The sequence below is a fragment of the Wolbachia endosymbiont of Trichogramma kaykai genome, from assembly GCF_045765165.1.
GTDB lineage: Bacteria > Pseudomonadota > Alphaproteobacteria > Rickettsiales > Anaplasmataceae > Wolbachia.
In genome coordinates this window covers 40,773-58,344 of sequence record NZ_JBJJXK010000002.1, presented here as the reverse complement: position 1 = coordinate 58,344, position 17,572 = coordinate 40,773, and the positions used below count along the sequence as shown (strand labels likewise).

Annotated in this window: 16 protein-coding genes and 3 pseudogenes; 12 read left to right on the top strand and 7 right to left on the bottom strand. The window is 32.7% G+C overall.

Translation table 11 applies throughout. From position 1 onward, the window contains the following. The first annotated feature begins 86 nt into the window (after positions 1-86). Positions 87-734: a heme exporter protein CcmB gene (locus tag wTKK_RS01110; protein WP_407511609.1), complete on the top strand. Its 648-nt coding sequence runs from the start codon at positions 87-89 to the stop codon at positions 732-734. Positions 735-909: 175 nt separating this feature from the next. Here wTKK_RS01110 and wTKK_RS01105 read toward each other — a convergent pair whose 3' ends face one another. The 3 genes and pseudogenes from wTKK_RS01105 to wTKK_RS01095 all read right to left on the bottom strand — a co-directional run bounded on the left by wTKK_RS01105 (position 910) and on the right by wTKK_RS01095 (position 1,599). Beyond that, on the bottom strand, positions 910-1,041 hold the full coding sequence (locus tag wTKK_RS01105; RefSeq protein ID WP_407511608.1) for a hypothetical protein: 132 nt from the start codon (positions 1,039-1,041) through the stop codon (positions 910-912). A 30-nt stretch (positions 1,042-1,071) separates the two neighbouring features. Then, a pseudogene (locus wTKK_RS01100) lies at positions 1,072-1,436 on the bottom strand (class II aldolase/adducin family protein). 40 nt (positions 1,437-1,476) lie between these two features. Continuing rightward, on the bottom strand, positions 1,477-1,599 hold the full coding sequence (locus wTKK_RS01095; RefSeq protein ID WP_407511607.1) for a hypothetical protein: 123 nt from the start codon (positions 1,597-1,599) through the stop codon (positions 1,477-1,479). 223 nt (positions 1,600-1,822) lie between these two features. On the opposite strand from wTKK_RS01095, the gene wTKK_RS01090 reads away from it, so the two are divergent. Continuing rightward, positions 1,823-2,407 carry an AAA family ATPase gene (locus wTKK_RS01090; RefSeq protein ID WP_407511606.1) on the top strand — a complete coding sequence of 195 codons (585 nt, stop codon included), beginning with the start codon at positions 1,823-1,825 and terminating at the stop codon, positions 2,405-2,407. Here the strand turns inward: wTKK_RS01090 and tsaB are convergent. From tsaB to ubiG, 3 genes are all read right to left on the bottom strand, one after another. Further along, positions 2,377-2,982 (bottom strand): tRNA (adenosine(37)-N6)-threonylcarbamoyltransferase complex dimerization subunit type 1 TsaB, encoded by a 606-nt coding sequence (tsaB, locus tag wTKK_RS01085; protein WP_407511731.1) that lies wholly within the window; start codon positions 2,980-2,982, stop codon positions 2,377-2,379. The two genes, wTKK_RS01090 and tsaB, sit on opposite strands and share 31 nt — an antisense overlap. Further along, positions 2,982-4,112 carry a cation:dicarboxylate symporter family transporter gene (locus wTKK_RS01080; protein WP_407511605.1) on the bottom strand — a complete coding sequence of 377 codons (1,131 nt, stop codon included), beginning with the start codon at positions 4,110-4,112 and terminating at the stop codon, positions 2,982-2,984. The genes tsaB and wTKK_RS01080 overlap by 1 nt, the downstream gene beginning before the upstream one ends. Positions 4,113-4,219: 107 nt before the next feature. Next, positions 4,220-5,386 (bottom strand): bifunctional 2-polyprenyl-6-hydroxyphenol methylase/3-demethylubiquinol 3-O-methyltransferase UbiG, encoded by a 1,167-nt coding sequence (ubiG, locus tag wTKK_RS01075; RefSeq protein ID WP_407511604.1) that lies wholly within the window; start codon positions 5,384-5,386, stop codon positions 4,220-4,222. Between the two features lie 145 nt (positions 5,387-5,531). Here ubiG and dnaG point away from each other — a divergent pair, with 145 nt between their 5' ends. The 5 genes and pseudogenes from dnaG (at position 5,532) to wTKK_RS01050 (ending at position 10,778) form a co-directional block, all read left to right on the top strand. Then, positions 5,532-7,265 carry a DNA primase gene (gene dnaG / locus wTKK_RS01070; RefSeq protein ID WP_407511603.1) on the top strand — a complete coding sequence of 578 codons (1,734 nt, stop codon included), beginning with the start codon at positions 5,532-5,534 and terminating at the stop codon, positions 7,263-7,265. 98 nt (positions 7,266-7,363) lie between these two features. Beyond that, positions 7,364-8,661, top strand: a pseudogene (locus tag wTKK_RS01065) (Na+/H+ antiporter NhaC family protein). A 363-nt stretch (positions 8,662-9,024) separates the two neighbouring features. Beyond that, positions 9,025-9,372 (top strand): ferredoxin family 2Fe-2S iron-sulfur cluster binding protein, encoded by a 348-nt coding sequence (locus wTKK_RS01060; RefSeq protein WP_407511602.1) that lies wholly within the window; start codon positions 9,025-9,027, stop codon positions 9,370-9,372. 7 nt (positions 9,373-9,379) lie between these two features. Continuing rightward, positions 9,380-10,393 (top strand): hypothetical protein, encoded by a 1,014-nt coding sequence (locus wTKK_RS01055; RefSeq protein WP_407511601.1) that lies wholly within the window; start codon positions 9,380-9,382, stop codon positions 10,391-10,393. Continuing rightward, entirely contained in the window at positions 10,377-10,778 is a 402-nt protein-coding gene (locus wTKK_RS01050) for a cytochrome c-type biogenesis protein (protein ID WP_010401557.1), read from the top strand. Before wTKK_RS01055 ends, wTKK_RS01050 begins: the two co-directional genes overlap by 17 nt. A gap of 59 nt (positions 10,779-10,837) precedes the next feature. On the opposite strand, the pseudogene wTKK_RS01045 reads toward wTKK_RS01050, so the two are convergent. After that, positions 10,838-14,086 (bottom strand): annotated as a pseudogene (locus wTKK_RS01045) (UvrD-helicase domain-containing protein). Positions 14,087-14,160: 74 nt separating this feature from the next. Between wTKK_RS01045 and wTKK_RS01040 the strand changes: the two are divergent. From wTKK_RS01040 to holA, 5 genes are all read left to right on the top strand, one after another. Next, positions 14,161-15,027 (top strand): 4-(cytidine 5'-diphospho)-2-C-methyl-D-erythritol kinase, encoded by an 867-nt coding sequence (locus wTKK_RS01040; protein ID WP_407511600.1) that lies wholly within the window; start codon positions 14,161-14,163, stop codon positions 15,025-15,027. Positions 15,028-15,030: 3 nt separating this feature from the next. Next, on the top strand, positions 15,031-15,378 hold the full coding sequence (locus wTKK_RS01035) for an Mth938-like domain-containing protein (RefSeq protein ID WP_407511599.1): 348 nt from the start codon (positions 15,031-15,033) through the stop codon (positions 15,376-15,378). Beyond that, positions 15,372-16,181 carry a metal ABC transporter permease gene (locus wTKK_RS01030; protein ID WP_407511598.1) on the top strand — a complete coding sequence of 270 codons (810 nt, stop codon included), beginning with the start codon at positions 15,372-15,374 and terminating at the stop codon, positions 16,179-16,181. The genes wTKK_RS01035 and wTKK_RS01030 overlap by 7 nt, the downstream gene beginning before the upstream one ends. A gap of 114 nt (positions 16,182-16,295) precedes the next feature. Continuing rightward, entirely contained in the window at positions 16,296-16,478 is a 183-nt protein-coding gene (locus wTKK_RS01025; protein ID WP_407511597.1) for a hypothetical protein, read from the top strand. Between the two features lie 5 nt (positions 16,479-16,483). Then, on the top strand, positions 16,484-17,503 hold the full coding sequence (gene holA / locus wTKK_RS01020) for a DNA polymerase III subunit delta (protein WP_407511596.1): 1,020 nt from the start codon (positions 16,484-16,486) through the stop codon (positions 17,501-17,503). The last annotated feature ends 69 nt before the right edge of the window (positions 17,504-17,572 follow it).

Below are 17,572 nucleotides of genomic sequence, written 5' to 3'. Positions count from 1 at the left end.
AAAACTTATATAACTTGTAAACACAAAAAATTATATTACCCTTAAAGTAAACACTATAATTTATAATAAACATTTAAAATCCTGGTATGATTAGTTTGGTAAAAAAATTAGTAACAAATGATAATAATCATACTTATATAGTATGTATTTTTATTATAATGTTAAGTTTATCTTCATATACACTTGAAAACAACAGTAAACAAGAAGTCATATTAACATTAACATGGATATGTGCTACATTTGTTTTGCAGATCTCTACAAATAATTTATTTACATCTGATTATCATGATGGAATATTAGAGCAAATCTTTTTACAGCCGCTCTCTTCTAGGCTGATAGTTGCTTATAAAATCTTCGCTCACTGGTTGTCATTTGGGTTACCGATTTCAGTGATTTCTTTCATGTTCAGCTTTGCAATTCTAGGCAATAATATTGAACATTCAGTAGCAGTTGCAGTGTCTTTATTATTTAATACTCTGATAATCATTAATATTTCAGCTACTGGAAATGCATTGATGATTGGTCGAAATAACTTAGCATCAGGAGTGTCGCAAATTCTTGTTTTGCCAATGATAATGCCAACTTTTGTATATTTTAAATTGCTAACTCAATTTGAAAATCTATCCTTGAATATTTATACACTACTAATCACCATCTTAATTTTTGTCATTTTAATTGTTAACAGCACTATAACTACTCACATAGCATTAAAATTTGCTGTGGAGCAGGATTGAAAAACTTACTAGTTATTTACTTGTATCTGCTTAGTTAAGGGTGTTAACTTAAGTAGAGATGGAGACATTAAACTCCTTACATGAATTGAAGAGTTACAGCGTGTGAAACCATTATTGGATTTCAGACTGGCTGGTTATGCAAGAAATCTAATATCTATCGAAGAATCAGAAACTTTTATAACTTACCTTTAATCAACCTAACCCATGCTTGCCAATCTCTCTCACCAAGATTGCTTTCGAAAGACAGAAGATCCTTTACGTCTTTTGAGCAAATTTCTTCACTTAGAATTGACAACTCCCTATTCATTGCTAGCGTCAGGCATTGAGTTTTACAAGCTTATTCTAAGTGATACGTATAAAACATTGCTTCTTGTATAGCCTGACCAAATGTTATAGATCCATGATTGCGCATTAACATCACAAAATTTTCTTTCAAATTAGCTATTAATCTTTTTCCTTCTATATCATCAAGTGCCAGGGAATTATAATCATGGCAAGATAACCTATTATAAAAGTGCAGAGCCACTGACTTATTGGGAGTAATCCATCCTTGAGAACTGCTATAATAGAAGGTGTACGTAGATGAAAAATTGCTTGAATATCTTTCCTTGCTTGATAAATGAAGCCATGGATTACATAGCCAGTTTTATTATATTGATATTCTTTGCCTTCAATTATATTCCCATCAAACGATACTTTCATCTACTTCATAAAAACGTATACCAAACGGATAAACATAAAATTATTTTTTGTCTTCAGAACGTACAGAGAGACGAGTACACGTATGATCATCTAATTTAAGATAAGATAAAATTTGATAGGCGTTAACTAGGTCTCTTTTCAACTCACTATTTGTTAATAACATAGCTCCTGACTCAAATTTTCTAAAGATTTATACGTAAAAAAAAGTTTATTACAAACTAAAAGGTGAACCTACGTTAAAATAACTTGCCTTAGGTGATTAGAGTTTACATTTCTAGATTACATAATATTTTAACTATAAAAACGACTTTTTATGTAATATTTCATATGTTTTAAAGCCTTGTTTTTATGTTATTATAATTGTAGGTTTTAATATTAAAAATAATATGATAAACGTTGACATAAAAAAACAGCTAACAAAATTTTTCATATATATCACTGGTCTTCCAGGAAGTGGTAAACTTTCTACAGCAATAGTATTATCTAGTATGATAAATGCAGTAATTGTAAGTGGACTTGAATATAATCAAACTTCCAAAGAAGCTCGAGATAGAATATATAACACTACACATGTTATGTTTCAGGCAATAGAAGCCTATCCTATTGACTCAAAAAATTATGTATTTGTTGATGAATTAATTAAAAATAATGATTACAACATAAGAATATATAATTCAGTAGTAGAACTTAGTAAAAAAATGAGCACAAAAATCCTCCCTATAGTACTTAGGTGCAATCCATTGATATTACAAGAGCGTACTATATCAAAAAAGCAAAGAAAAAATAGGAAGGTTACTAATATAAATAGTATTAAATTTAGGGAGGAAGATTTATTTGTACCACAAAATGCTATAGAGGTAGAAAATTCAAATATGAGTATAAAAGAAGTAGCAGAAGAAATAGTAAGTCAGATGTACAAACTTGGCCAAATTAATAGTGTTTACGCAATAGGCAACGATTTCATATACTGAAGCTCATTTAAATATAGAGCCTCAACTCCATTTAATTTTTGTTTATTTTTTAGTCTATAACGGACTAGTAGCCCTGCATGGCTAGCATCCAACTTTGGTAAACTGCAATCCATATATGTAATGCAGTGCGTTTCAGGCTGGAGTTCACTTACTACAGCAGGATTTGATAGCGGTAACACATTGAAATCAAATAACTGCGTATAAAACTTTTGATCATCTTCGATTATAGCTTTAATATTTTTTTTGCTATTTGTACAAAGTGTCGATATTGCATATGCTTGAGCTTCCAGCGCACTAACCCCATATAACGGCTTATTTGTAGCAAGATTTATACCTTGTGCAGTTGATATACCAACTCTGATTCCAGTAAAACTTCCTGGTCCAACTATCACTGCTAAATGGTCTATTTTATCGTAGCTGTAATTATGCTTATCAAACAAAGTATTCAGTATTTGAAAAAATGATTCTGCATGACTATTGTTTGCAGAATTGCGTTCTATAAAACAATTACCATTGTAATCAATTATTGCTATTGAACTACCAGCACCTACAGTATTAATTGCTAGAATGGACATCACTGAAGCTTATCATAGAGCTTTGTAAACATAATGGTGAACGCACCGTTACCCATAACATTTGCTGAAGTTATTACTGGGTCAAACACTATATACAATGCTGTAATTAATGAAAGCATCTCTGGGGAGAATTTAAGATACTTCTCAAGAATAGGCAACATTACCATAATCCCTCCCGCTGGAACTGCAACAATAGCAAATTTAAATAACAGAAAGTAGAGAAGGAAAGTCACATAGTCTGTTGCAGACAATGCACCACCAAAAGTCATTATCATTGATAGTATTATAATAAAAAAGCAATCACCTACTAAATGAAAGCTAGCAGTTATTGGCACAACAGACGATGCTATATCATACTGCTTTACATTTTTTTTGCTTCCTTCAAGAGTAAGCGGCATAGCTATACTACTAGACATTGTGCTCATTGAAGTAATAAATGAAGGTATCATATTGCCTATACTAGCTATCCAACTTGTGATCTTAAATGAATTTGCTGCTCCATATAAGAGAAAAACATAAAGGTAAGTTGCAGATGATATAATAATAAAAATTATTGAGTAATCCTTAAATATTATGGGTAAAACCTGATCATGTTCCATTTTTAAAGCAAGACCAAGTACAAACATTGGAATAATTGGCGTCAAAAATGTCTTCAAAATAAAGAGAGTTAAATCTGACATTTTGTTCGAGAGCTCTTTGCTTTTTTTTGGTAATATTGTGGACACTAATATGCTTAACACAAATCCACAAGCAAGGGCATAAAAATTAGAAAGCAATGCAGGTATCCTAAATGACCATAAAGGAACAATTGTTTCTTCATATGTTATATCTTGTATTGAATAAGTGTTTTGTGTGATGAAATGCCCAACAGAATAAGCTATTAAACTTGAGGCTAGATTCGACAAGAAAATCGTTATAATAAGTAGCAATATAAACTTTATAGCCGACTGCTTAAGATTGTTAACACTACTAAAGATTAATGCAAAAACAATAAAAGGCATTATAAATAGTAAGATCTCTTTTATGCTAAGGCTTATTGAATACAAGAAGGCTTTCACTTCCATTGGAACTAGATAACCAAAAAATACAACCGAGGTGATAACAGCAAGTAAGGTTAGTAACTGTAACATATTCTAATATAGTTATATCCTATGGAAATGCATATGATAAATTAGCTGCCAAGTAAAGTAAAACTGCCTAAAATGTTTGCATTACCTTCTAGTACTTGAATGAGATTTCAAATTACAACTTTTCCACAGAGTATATAATTAACATCCACACCTTCGGTCAAGTTCCATTCACGCTTTATTACATTATATTCCATACCAATCATATCTTGTAGTGTTACATTGTTTTCCCTTAGATGATTTGCAATTTCTGATGGCTTGAGAAATTTATTCCAATTATGTGTGCCTTTTGGCAGCCAGTTTAATATGTACTCTGCGCCGACTATTGCAAGACAGAAGGATTTAATAGTTCTATTTATCGTCGATATAAAAATTAGCCCTTCTGGCTTCAACAGCTCTATTGCTTTTTTCATGAAAAACTCTAAATTATCGACATGTTCAACCACTTCCATCAACAAAACCACGTCATACTTCTTGTCATTGCTTAACTCTTCAATGCTAGTGTGTGTGTATTCTATATTTAACCCTACTTTCTTCGCATGCGACTGCGCCACTTTTATGTTTTCCTCACATACATCTATTCCCGCAACGCTAATACCAATACGCGCCATTGACTCTGACAAAATGCCACCACCACAACCAACATCGAGCAATGAAAGTTCTTTTAAATCGCATTTTTTTAATTCTTTTGTTTTCTTAACGATGTATGATACTCTCGCAGGATTCATCATGTGCAATGGCTTGAATTTGCCATTCTCATTCCACCATTCACCTGCTATTTTAGAGAACTTTGATATTTCATCTTCGTTATAAGTTTTTGTGGTTTTTTTCTTGCTAATATTGCTAAGTTTATCAAGGCGTTCTTTATGTCTACTTTCTTTGGAAAATTCTGTTTCGAGGAATTGTTTGACTATGTCTTTTGCTAATCCACTCGCAGTAAACCCTGCACCAAGACAAAGTATATTTGCGTTGCCATGCTCGCGAGCTAATTTTGCGATCTCAACACTATTACATAAAGCAGCGTAGATTCCTTCAAAACGATTTGCCACAGTACTCATGCCCAAACCTGTACCGCAAATTAATATTCCATAATTTGCTTTTTTGTTTGTTATATCTTCTACAACTTCAGCAGCATAGTCAGGGTAGTCTACACTCTTTTGTTCAGCAGTGCATCCACGGTCTATCACTGTATAATCTAAAGTTTCCAAGTAAGCCTTTATTTCTGATTTTAATTTATAACCTGCGTGGTCTGAAGCAACTGATATCACACCTGACATATAAGAAATTGCAACTTAAGGGTATTTATATGGGTAATTTATTTTGAGCTTTTTGTCAAGCTCTCCTGATCTTTCTGAATAAATTTCGAGTCAGATATGCATAAATTCTATATAATTTTTATCCTACCACTACTAATTCGGTAAAATGGATCATATAGATATTATAAAGTCAAAACTATTGTTGTCCGACATAGTAGGAAAAAAAGTTAGGTTAATAAAAAGAGGAGATAGTTTTGTTGGACTCTGCCCATTTCATAACGAAAAAACTCCATCTTTTTCGGTCAGCAATGTTAAGGGCTTATATTACTGTTTCGGTTGCTCAGCTCATGGTGATGCGTTTGAATTTATTTCACAAACTGAGGGCTTAAGTTTCAAGGAAGCGTTGGAAAAATTGGCATCTGTTGCAGGTGTTGAGTTACCCAAAAACCTCAGCTTTTCTAAAGAAAATGACAAACTATTTTCAGCACTGAATTTAGCTGCAAATTGGTTTACACAAAAAAATCAGGGAGTTGTAGATTATTTAAAGCAACGCAAGATTTTACTCAAAATCATAGATAAATTTAGAATAGGTTATGCACCAAGCTCTGGTTTGAGAGAATATTTGAACTCTTCAGGTATTGAAGACAAAATTTTGGCTAATGTTGGGTTGATAAATAGAAATTCTCGTGATTATTTCTATGATCGACTCATGTTTCCTATACAGAACATTGCAGGAAAAGTTATTGGCTTTGGTGGACGTGCGTTGAGTTCTGATCAACAACCAAAATATTTAAATAGCCCAGAGAGTCAGCTCTTTAAGAAAAGAGAAAATTTATATGGATTAAACTTTGCTTTGAGTGAAATACGCAAAAAACAGTATCTATTTGTTGTTGAAGGATATATGGATGTGATAGCACTACATCAAGCGGGAATTAGCAATACAGTTGCTCCGCTTGGTACCGCAATTTCTGCAGAGCAGATAAAAAATCTATGGAGATTTGCTAAAGAAATTTCTATCTGTATGGATGGCGATAGTCCTGGATTTCATGCTGCTATTCGAATTGCAGAACTTGTTCTACCGATACTGGAGCCTGGATACACATTGAAGTTCGTGACTTTGCCAAGCAACAAGGACCCGTACGATATATGCAATGAACTAGAATATAAGACGGAAGATGTACTATCAGCTTTTAACCGCTCAACAGAACTGCACTCTGAATATTTATGGCATCACATAATTGGTAGAAATTTGCAAAATTATGAAAAATTTGCTCCGGAAAAATATTCAATTCTTGAGCACAAGTTCATGAAATATGTCAATGCTATCGTTAACAGCAGTATTAGAAGGTATTATAGAGATTATTTTTACAATAAGGTCAGTGAATTAAGAAGAAACTTTAAAAAGCTGATTTTTAATAGCAAAGCAACAAAAGGTGAGTATCTTTACAATAAATCTCCAGAGCTAATTGAAGCAGAGCAAAATCAGGCCATAATTTTGCGTATAGCCTTAGAATTTCCTGAAATCTTGAACCGTCCTATATTTTTTGAGCAATTTTCTCATTTCGAATTTACTAATGAGATGAAAAAATTACAACAGTGCGTAATTAATATGGTAACTAATGAGAGCAACTTTAATAAAGAAATTCTGCTACAGGAGTCTAGTGTTATAAAGTTTATATTTGAAAAAACTAGCGTACTAAATAGTCAATTAAGTGAAAAGAGATCGGCAGAAACTGTCTGGAATAACATAGTATTACGGAAAGAATTAAATGTATTACAAGAAGAAAAAATTAAAGCAAGGCTGGGCGGTAATTTTGACTTAGAGGAAAGGCTAATAGAACAAATAAAGCAAATAGAGGATAGTATACAAGAAATGCAAATGGAATTTATTCAAAGGTAGATGGCTTAAGATGTTCAAAACTATTAGAAAAATACTGTATTAGTAGTTGCTTAAAATAGCTTATTCTAGTATATTTTCTATTTATTTAATTACGACAAGTGTTTGCATTTCTCCCTCTCATTATTTTTTTAACCTTATATCTTGGTATTGGTACTTATTTTTCCTTTATAGGACTTGACAATCCTCTTCATCAAATTTCACCGTTAGTTTGCTTATTACCAGCATTATTTTTTGCTATTCTATTCAATAAAAACAAAATTCAGCATAGCGTTGATACTCTTATAAAAGGTATGGGGAATAAAACTACTCTTACCGTTTGTTTGATTTTTCTCCTTGCTGGGGCATTTTCTACTGTTACTCAATCGCTTGGTAGTATAAATGTTATTGCTAGCTTAACTATTTGCTTTCTTCCAGCACAATTATTACTTCCTGGAATGTTTTTAATTTCTGCGTTTATTGCAAGTGCAATAGGCACATCAATTGGAGTTATTGCACTTATAACGCCAATAGCTGTGAATCTAGCAGAAAATGGAGCTTTTGATTGTGCGGTGGGCGTTGGAGCTGTGATAGGTGGGTCTATGTTTGGCAGCAACCTTTCAATGATATCTGACACCACTATTGCTTCCACTTCTTCACAAGGAGCTTCGGTAAAGGATAAAATAAAACTCACTTTCAAGACAGGATCTGTTACAGGTCTTATAATACTTACTTATCTAGTAATAATTTCAAATAGTACAGAAGTTGTTTCTATCTCAAGTCTGAATTATTTATCCATAGTCAAAATTATCCCTTATATATCTTTAATAATTATGGGTTTATTTGAAATAAACACACTGGTAACATTAGCTGTTAATATGGTTGTTGCTGGAATATTAGGAATAGCTTTTTTTGATTATTCTACTATTGATTATTCTCATGATATATGTAGGGGTTTTAATAAGATGAATGAGATAATGATATTTATTCTTTTCAGTAGTGGATTAAGCCACTTAATGTACGAATACAGTCAGAAAAAGATAGATAAATTCACCGATGAGGTGAATCTCACAAGGATTCAAGCTGAACTTATGATTGCAGGAATATCATGTATGTTTACTATTTTAGTTTCCAGCAATGTTGTTGCTATTTTATTAACTAGTAATATTGCGAAAAGACTTGCACAAAGATATAACATTGCACCACATCGTAGTGCGTATTTATTAGAAATATTTACTGCGATCACAAAAAGTATCTTACCTTATGGTTCTCAAATATTGCTAGCAAGCAGCATTGCTTCTCTTTCACCTATTGCTGTACTGACAAAAGTATATTACTGTTTTGTTTTTGCAGCAGTTGCAATAAGTGAAATAGTTATTAATGGCAGACGTCATCCGCTTTAGCTTCTCAACTACCATAAATATACCACAACTCTTTCTGTAGCTTTGTGTAAGTTATGCTAACCATGGATGGCTTTCTTGCATAGTACTAACAGACATATGGTTTGAGAGTATCATTATAGAGATTTGGTATTAATAATTCAGGAATACTGGGAACATACAAATTCATAAAGGGTTTTGAGTTTTTTTTGCTCTACCAAATGATCTTTACGAACTTGTTATTTATTATAAATGCAATAGGAAATACTATATGAGATATGATAGTAAATATAGATCCTAATAGGAATACAGATTACAAGAGATAGGCAATGTAATTACAAAGAGTTTGCAAATATTAGTTATTATTTGTAGAATATAGAGAAATTAGTAGAGATTTTAATAGTATGCCATCAATTACTTTTGTTTTACCTGATGGAAGTAAGAAAAGTTATGAAGCTACAGAGGGAGAAACTCTTCTTAATTTAGCCCATAGAAGTGATCCAGATCTGCTTGAAGGTGCATGTGAAGGTTCTCTTGCTTGCTCTACATGTCATGTGATTGTTGATCCAAAATTTTATGATGTTGTAGAAACACATAATCCTATATCTGATGAGGAGAATGACATGCTGGATCTAGCTTTCGGTTTAACAGAGACATCGAGGCTTGGATGCCAAATAAAAATCACAAAAGATATTGACGGTTTGTGCATAACCGTGCCCAGAGGTACAAGAAATATATCATTAGATAAATAAGAGGATAATGCGTAAAATTTTTATCTATATTCTCATCTCCTTACCTTTGTTTATTCCTCTAGCGTATAGTGGTTTTTGGTATTTTTCTGCATTTAAGGTAAAAAGTCTTTTAACTGATTACATTAATGACGAAAAAGTTGATATTTCACATGATTTTAAGGGGTTTCCTTTTAACCTAGTTTTTCGTGTAACGAATCCAAAATTTTCTAATGAGAAATTAACTGTTTCATCTGAAGCTTTAATGATAAAAAATAGATTATTTGATAAGTCAGTATATATCTATATACCAAGCAATAAAGTAAACATTGCTGTCCTTAGTGATGAGAAAAAGAATATAAAGTGTCACACACACGTAAGTAGCCACTTTGTTGTTAAACTAAATGATTTACTATCTTCATTAAAATTCAACAGAAATAGCACTGTGATAGACTACATAGATACATTTCGTTACGAAGATTATGGATTAAAATGTGATATTTTAGAAGATCAGCAAAGTGTTATAACTGAAGTGAATGATAAAAGTAATTACATTCAATTTCACTTTGATAAAGAACTGAATGAAAATACTAAACTAGAATTTGATTTTTATACTTACCGTTATAAACATACTGCAAGTCCTCAAAATTACCTTAGTGTCGACGCTAAATTAGATTGTGAATTTGTAAACCATATTTCAGCTTCTAAGATTAATTTCAACATAGAAAAATTTTTGATTGAGAGTAATAACTTTTCTATTGCTGCGAATGGTGGGGTAAGTAATTACAATTTAGTTACATCTTCATTTGAAGATAAAATCAATGTAGCCATATCAAATTATAAAGAATTAATTTCCTTTGTGACTAATGATTCAAAGACTGCAGATAAATTGGAAAAATCAATATCTTCCTTATCAGAAAAAATCACTAATAACGACATTCAATTTTCAATAAAGTACGACAATAATATAGGTTCAGGCTTTATTGGAAAATTATCCACTACTGATTTTATCACTCAATTCACCAAGAATGAGAATAGTAATTAGCTTACTTTTTACATTGATATTCCATTTAAGCATAAATGCTTTTACTTTGGATGATAAACTAAGAGACGAAAGCATGGAAGAGCGAGCAAGTAGCTTATTTGCAGTAATAAAGTGTCCAGTATGCTCTGGTGAATTATTATCCGAATCTGAGTCTCAAGTTGCATATGGTATGCGTAAGACAATTCGCAAGAAGATCAGTGATGGATATACTAACGAGCAAATAGTTTCAGAGTTAAAAAATTCTTATGGAGATTCAATTATCATTGTACCACCTGTAAAATCTAGTACCTACATTTTATGGTTTATTCCTTTTATAATTCTTCTTATTGGATGTTTTCTAATACGAAAATCAGTTCAGAAAATAGATAAGGTAGTAAAAAGATAACTATAGAGTAAAAGTGAGTTTACAACAAATACAAGTAGCTACTATACGAACATTTGAGTTTAGATCAAAGATTGTAAGGTTAAATCTTCCATCCAAATAACCAAGCACTCTACCTTCTTATCTGGGTAGACTTCTTGCACTAAGGTTTTATAGATCAACATTTGCTTTTTTATTTCATTTGATGAGGAAATAGAAACATTATAGTGTGATTTATAGTCAATTATGATTGCTTTGTCTTCTGTTACGCACAGTCTGTCTAGCCGCACTAATACTGGTCTTCCGTCAATTATTCCACTAAGTAGAATTTCTGATTTACCCTCCAAGTCGAACAGGTAATCATATTTTTCATTAAAGGTTAATATTTTACTGTAAATTTCATCCTTATCTTCACTAGTGTTTATGCTATCAAGATATTTCCTGACCCAATTTTTTCTCCTGTCTTTCTCTATCTTGGGTATATATTGCAATATACTGTGAATTATTAAGCCTCTTGCATAGCTGTCTGTCGTCCCAATGCTCCTTTTTGTCATTCCAGTGCTTAACAATGGCTTTTTTTCTCCAGGTTCCAGCGTCACGTGCTGCAATGACATTGATAGGTTTGATGGAGGTGAAATCACTGGAACATCAAAATAATCACGTTTTTTATAAATAGAAGGGTAGTTTGCATTCATGCATAGCACTTTAACTTTTTCTTTAAATATCGGCTGTAAGTATAGTTTTTTCCTCTCATATAATGCTCCATGTTGAATAACTAGATCATACCAAGAACCCTTTTGCACTGGCTCTTTGCCTAAAATGTATAACTCATCTTCAGCACGCGTAAGTGCCACGTACAGCAAACGCAAATATTCGTTATAATCCTCTAGTTTTTTCTCTTTACTTGATTACAATAAGCATTACTATTTTTGCCACACCAAAAAGGTGCTTCCGTTGCATCAAATAAAATATTTTCGCTGTTTCTTGGTACTGTATTTGTGTCAACTAAAAACACTATTGGAGCTTGTAGACCTTTTGATTTATGAATTGTCATTATTCGTACAGCATTGAGTTCTGATTGCATATCGTTTTCAATCTCAGGATTATTTTCTTTGATCCACTGAACAAATGCTTGAAGAGATGGGTGCTCAAATTGCAATACGAGGTTCATAAATTAATTCGTCTAGAATCTCGAAGCACTCAAGACCTAGCCTTGCAGCAAATTTCTTCTTGCCTGTGCGCAATATATGCGTGAATAGTGTAAGGGGGGATTCTGTCTGAGATAAATTAATTAGATAGTTTAATTCATTAGAGATAATCTCCTGATAATCTCGAAGTTTTTCCCACAACGACTGTTCTTTACGATCGTATGCAATATTGAATAAATCATCCTCAGTGAAGTTAAATAGCGGTGATTTTAAAACATTTGCAAGAGCAAGATCATTTGCCTGGAGGAGCAAAAATTCAGCTAAAGCTATTAAGTCTTGCACAGCTATATAATCCATGATTCTAAAATAATCTCGGCCTATAACTGGTACATTTACTTTTTTGAGTTCACTTGTTATGTAGTCAACTAGAGCATTTCGTTGCCGTACCAAAATCATAATGTCCCTTGGTTCTATATGGCGATCTTTGGCGACTAAAATCCGCCCTTCGTTTAACCAATTGTGAATTCTGTGGGCTATTGCCTGAGCAAGCAATCGATCCTTTACTACATAATCTTTCCTCTGTGTTAAATGAATTTGTAAGGCTTGCTGCTCTCCCTCTTCATATCCTGGCAGTAACGGCCAAATTTCAATGTATCCTTGATCGTTTTCTCTATATGGAATATGTTTTATCTTGTTATCATTGAAAGATATTTCTTCACGAAAATTGTTAAATATTCTGTCTACAAGCATCAAAACTTCTGGAGTTGAGCGAAATGACTTTTCAAGTTGACATGATACCCAATCTCTGCCACCGTTTTTCGTGTGAAAATATTGCTGCATGTAATTAAATAGATGGGGATTTGCTCCTTGAAATCTGTAAATTGATTGTTTTACATCGCCAACAACGAATAAAGTTCTCTTTTCGTCACTACCGGTAAAAAATTCATTGCAGAGATTTGTTATAATTTTCCATTGACTGATACTATTGTCTTGTGCCTCGTCAACAAGAATGTGGTCTATTTTTTGATCTAGATTAAACAATATCCAATCTTTATAGCCTGGATTGCTAAGGAGATTTGTTGCTAAATTGATTATATCATCATAATCAAGCAGTGCATTCTTTGATTTTTCATTAGTATATAGATCAATATATACTTTAAATATACTAATTAAACTACTGGTTCTTGTGAATATTTGATAAGAATTTATATCCTTTACATGGGTAAACAATGCATTTTGAATGCTTTCTATCATTTGCTCTACGTCTTCAAATTTTTCCAAAGTACCCTTTGTTATAATGGATGATATGCTCTTTTTTTCGTACGATTCTGATTTGAGAAATACTTTAGCTAAGTTCTCTATCTTGTTGTCATCCCAGTACTTGACACTGGGATCTATATTTCTTTTTTTCTGGATCCCAGTGTCAAGTACTGGGATGACAACATTTGGTACGGACGATTTTCTGCTATTACACCAATCATAAAGTATCGCACTGTAACTCTGATCTCTTTTGCTGCCCTCACTTAATATTTTAGCTAATCTTTTTATCTGCCCAATCGTTTCAATCTGTAAATCGTGAATCTTATCTGGAGCACTTAGTTTATCTTTGATATACCCTAAATTATTTTCTAGAGCCAATCTCTTTATACATAGGGTATAGAGCAAATCACTCAGCTTGTTTTCATCAATTTCAGCTGCAATGATATTTATATCGTCCTGCACAGTTTCATTATGAAGCGTTTTTTCAAATACGATGGAATGCAATTCTTTACATTTACTCAACGTACAATTTGGAGCGATACCAGCTTCTGTAGGAAAGCTGGAGATTAATTTGTAACAAAAGGCGTGTATAGTTTGAATATTAAGACCAAGATTTTCCAGTTCAGAAAAAAGCCTTCTTGCTCTTGTTAAATAATCTTTATTTTCTCTGGTCACACACTGGGCTAATTGTTCTAAATCTGCGACCAATATACCCTCTGGACATATTGCCCACTTACTAAGTGTACTGTAAATGCGATCCTCCATTTCATTTGCTGCAGCATTAGTAAATGTTAAACAGAGAATATTTCTCTTATTCTCTAATAGAAGTCTTAATACTCTGTCTATTAAGATCTTTGTTTTACCTGTACCAGCTGATGCACTTACCCACACAGAGAAGTTAGGATTTATGGCATTTGATCTCATTAGGAGTGTATAAAGTTTGACTGAAGTGGCATTTCAAGTATAGTAAATGAGATAGTGTTAGTGAAGATATACAGATGGAAAGTTTTTGTGTAAAGGCTCCTGCAAAGATCAATCTTTTTTTACACGTTATAAATAGAGAAGAAAGAGGCTATCATTTAATTGAAAGTTTGGTTGTCTTTGCTAAACTTTCTAATTTTTTAGAGATAAAAGTAGGAGAAAAAAACTTTAGACATGATAACTCTACAGTTGAGTTTGTAAATTCTGAGTTTAGAATAAATTATCGATATAATACTATAATGAAAGCAGTGAGTCTACTGCTTAGGCACGCTCCTGCACGCACTAAAGTCACTGTAAAGGTTGTAAAAAATGTACCAATTGCTGCGGGATTTGGTAGTGGTTCCTCAGATGCTGGAGCTGTGATACGCATGCTGGGAGAGCTTTGGAACATTGATAGGCAAATTTTAAATGATATAGCTTTAAGCGTTGGTGCTGATGTGCCTGCAAGTATAGATATTAAGCCAGTTTTTGTCAGAGGTGTTGGTGAGGAATTATGCCCTATTAAACAATGCTCTTTACCTACAAGTCTGGTACTTGTGAAACCGAAAAAAAAGTTTTTGAATACATCAGAAGTATTTTCCAAGTATAAAGAGGATTTCTCTCAGCCAATTAAGTGGAGTGATAACACTGAGGAGAATTTGTTAGAGCTTCTTAAAGAGACAAAAAATGATCTGCAAGAAGCAGCAATAAGTCTTGTACCTGAAATTCAGAATGTAATATCAACACTAGAGTCACAAAAAGGCTCTATACTTTCTCGTATGTCAGGTAGTGGTTTAGGGTGTTTTGGAATGTTTGATAGTGAAGAAAGTGCAAAAGCTGCAGCGGCAAATATCAAAAAGGAATATCCAGAATGGTGGGTGTGCGAAACGCAATTAATGGTTTGATTTATGCCCTTAATTTCCAGGAAGAAAAATCTTATAGATGGTTATAGGGAAGAAAGATTTTGGGTAAATAATCAAGAATATCATGGCTCAATTATAATTTTTCCTGAAAAGGTGATTAAATTGAAAGAAGGTGATATAAATAACAAGGAGTATTTTAAATCTTTTTTAACAGAGGAAATGGAGATTTTGATAATAGGTACTGGTAAGATACGCGATTGTTCAATGAAATCTTATCTTATGGAGCAAAAGAATTTAAATTTTGAATTTATGACGACGGGTTCTGCATGCAGAACTCATAACGTTTTAATATCTGAAGATAGATTTGTTGTCAGTTATCTGATAGCATGCTAGAGATATTTACACAGAGTTTTTTTATAAACAGTCTAATTGCGGTAATTATGATTAGCCTGGTCACAGGAGCTCTAGGGTCATTTATGATATGGCAAAGGTTATCGTATTTGGGTGATAGTTTGTCCCATTCTTCATTGCTTGGTATTGCACTTGCTTTGATCTTTAATATCAGCCCATCGGTAAGTATAATGCTCATTGCAATTATGTTTGCTATACTACTTTCTCTTAATTTTAATAAATTATACTCTGCTGATACGATATTGAACATAGTTACCAATGTAGTTTTATCATTGAGTTTAATACTTATGTCTTTTCTTCCATCAGGTAATAATAGTATTATTAGCTCGCTTTTTGGTGACATATTAATGATTGACCAAAGTGATATAATATCAATTTTTCTAACCTCTGTAATAGTTACTTTGATATTAATATTTAGATGGCGCTATTGGCTGATGATTTCGATTAATCAAGATTTGGCAACAGTTGAGAAAGTAAATGTTAATTTTGTTAGGCTAGAATTCTTGATTATACTCGCTATCTTTATTGCAATTTCTGCTCAATTAATAGGAATATTACTCATTGCTGCATTTTTGTTAATACCTGCTGCATCAGCAAGACTCATTTCAAAAACTCCAATGCAAATGATTGTTGTTGCAACAGTTTTTTCTGTGATTTCTGGAGTATCAGGTTTGATATTATCTGCAGGTTTTGACTTATTAACTGGACCTGCAATTATACTTATCGCAGCTGTGCATTTAATCATTGCTTATTTTATAAGATTGGTGTTAAACAGATCGACTTAATTTTGGTCTCGGAAGTTCGTAATTCATTAACAAATGAGTGTAAATATCTGAGCGTAAAGTAGTTTTTGCTGCGTTGTTTTTATGTGCTAATTGTTAATTTGTGGAGTGAAAGATATGGCCGAAGGATTTTTTTCTAGATATATAGGACAGCCTATAAAAAATTTTTATAATTATATTACGGGAAAGAAAGAAGTGTCTGATGATATGCAGAATACAGCAAATCAAGAAAGCTCAGAATTGTTGGAAACTGATGTGCAATCAAATGATGTACCACCAAGTAGTGATAATATAATATAGATGGCATGAGAATCACGCCATCTAAAGTTAAAAAATTCCTTGAGAAACCCGATACTTTAAGTGGTGTATTAATTCATGGAGGTGACAATAGCAAGGTCGATATTTTTGTAGAGGAAATAATTGCCAACTTGAATGAGTATTCAGTTCAGGTGATGGATTTTGCAGTAGTGAATAAGTCGCCTGGCTTGTTATTTTCCGAGTTGGCAAACATTTCGATGTTTACTAAAAAAAGGTTAGTTAAGCTGATAAATGTCAGTGGAAGTATATCTAAAGAGTTAAGAAACATATTGGATCATAATATAGGCGATCATTATATAGTAATGATAGCAAATGATCTTCCATATAGCTCTACAACTAAAAGTTATATGGAAAGCTCAAAAATTTTAGGTGTCATTACCTGCTATAAGGACAGCGGTAGTAATCTTTGTGATATTATATCAAGTTACTTGAAACAAAATGATATAGAGTGCACAAGTGAGATAATCTACCACTTGCAGTCTTGTTTTAATCATAGCAAACTACCTATATATTCAGAGCTTGAAAAATTAGTTTTATATCTGGGAAAAAGAAAAGATCTTAAACTTGCTGATATAGATCTATGCTTTTCGACCTCCGGCAATGATTATGTTACACTTGATCATCTCTGCTCTGCAATAGTGAGTAAAGACATGGGACAATTCATCAGAATTTCCGATGTATTGATACTACAAGAGAATTTTTCACCGATAGCATTAATCCGTATTATATCAAATTATTTTCTACGGCTAGAAAGCGTTTTGCTGTTAATACAAAATGGAACGAATGAACAAGCTGCAATTGACCAGCTGAGTCCTCCATTGTTCTTCAAACAATTGCAGAGTTTTAAATCTCATTTGAAAAGTTTGCAACTTTCAGAGCTTAAGAAGTTCTTAGAAAATTTGATGAGCTTGGAAGTGACCTGCAAAAGAACTGACTTGGACCATAAAATGATCTTTCAGCATGAGATTAACTATTGGTGTTATTCGTTCAGCAGAGCAGTAAAATAAGGTAGACGAGAGAAAAAACAACTAAATGATGTCATGCAAGTAGCTGACACTGGGATGGCTTTGTTGCAT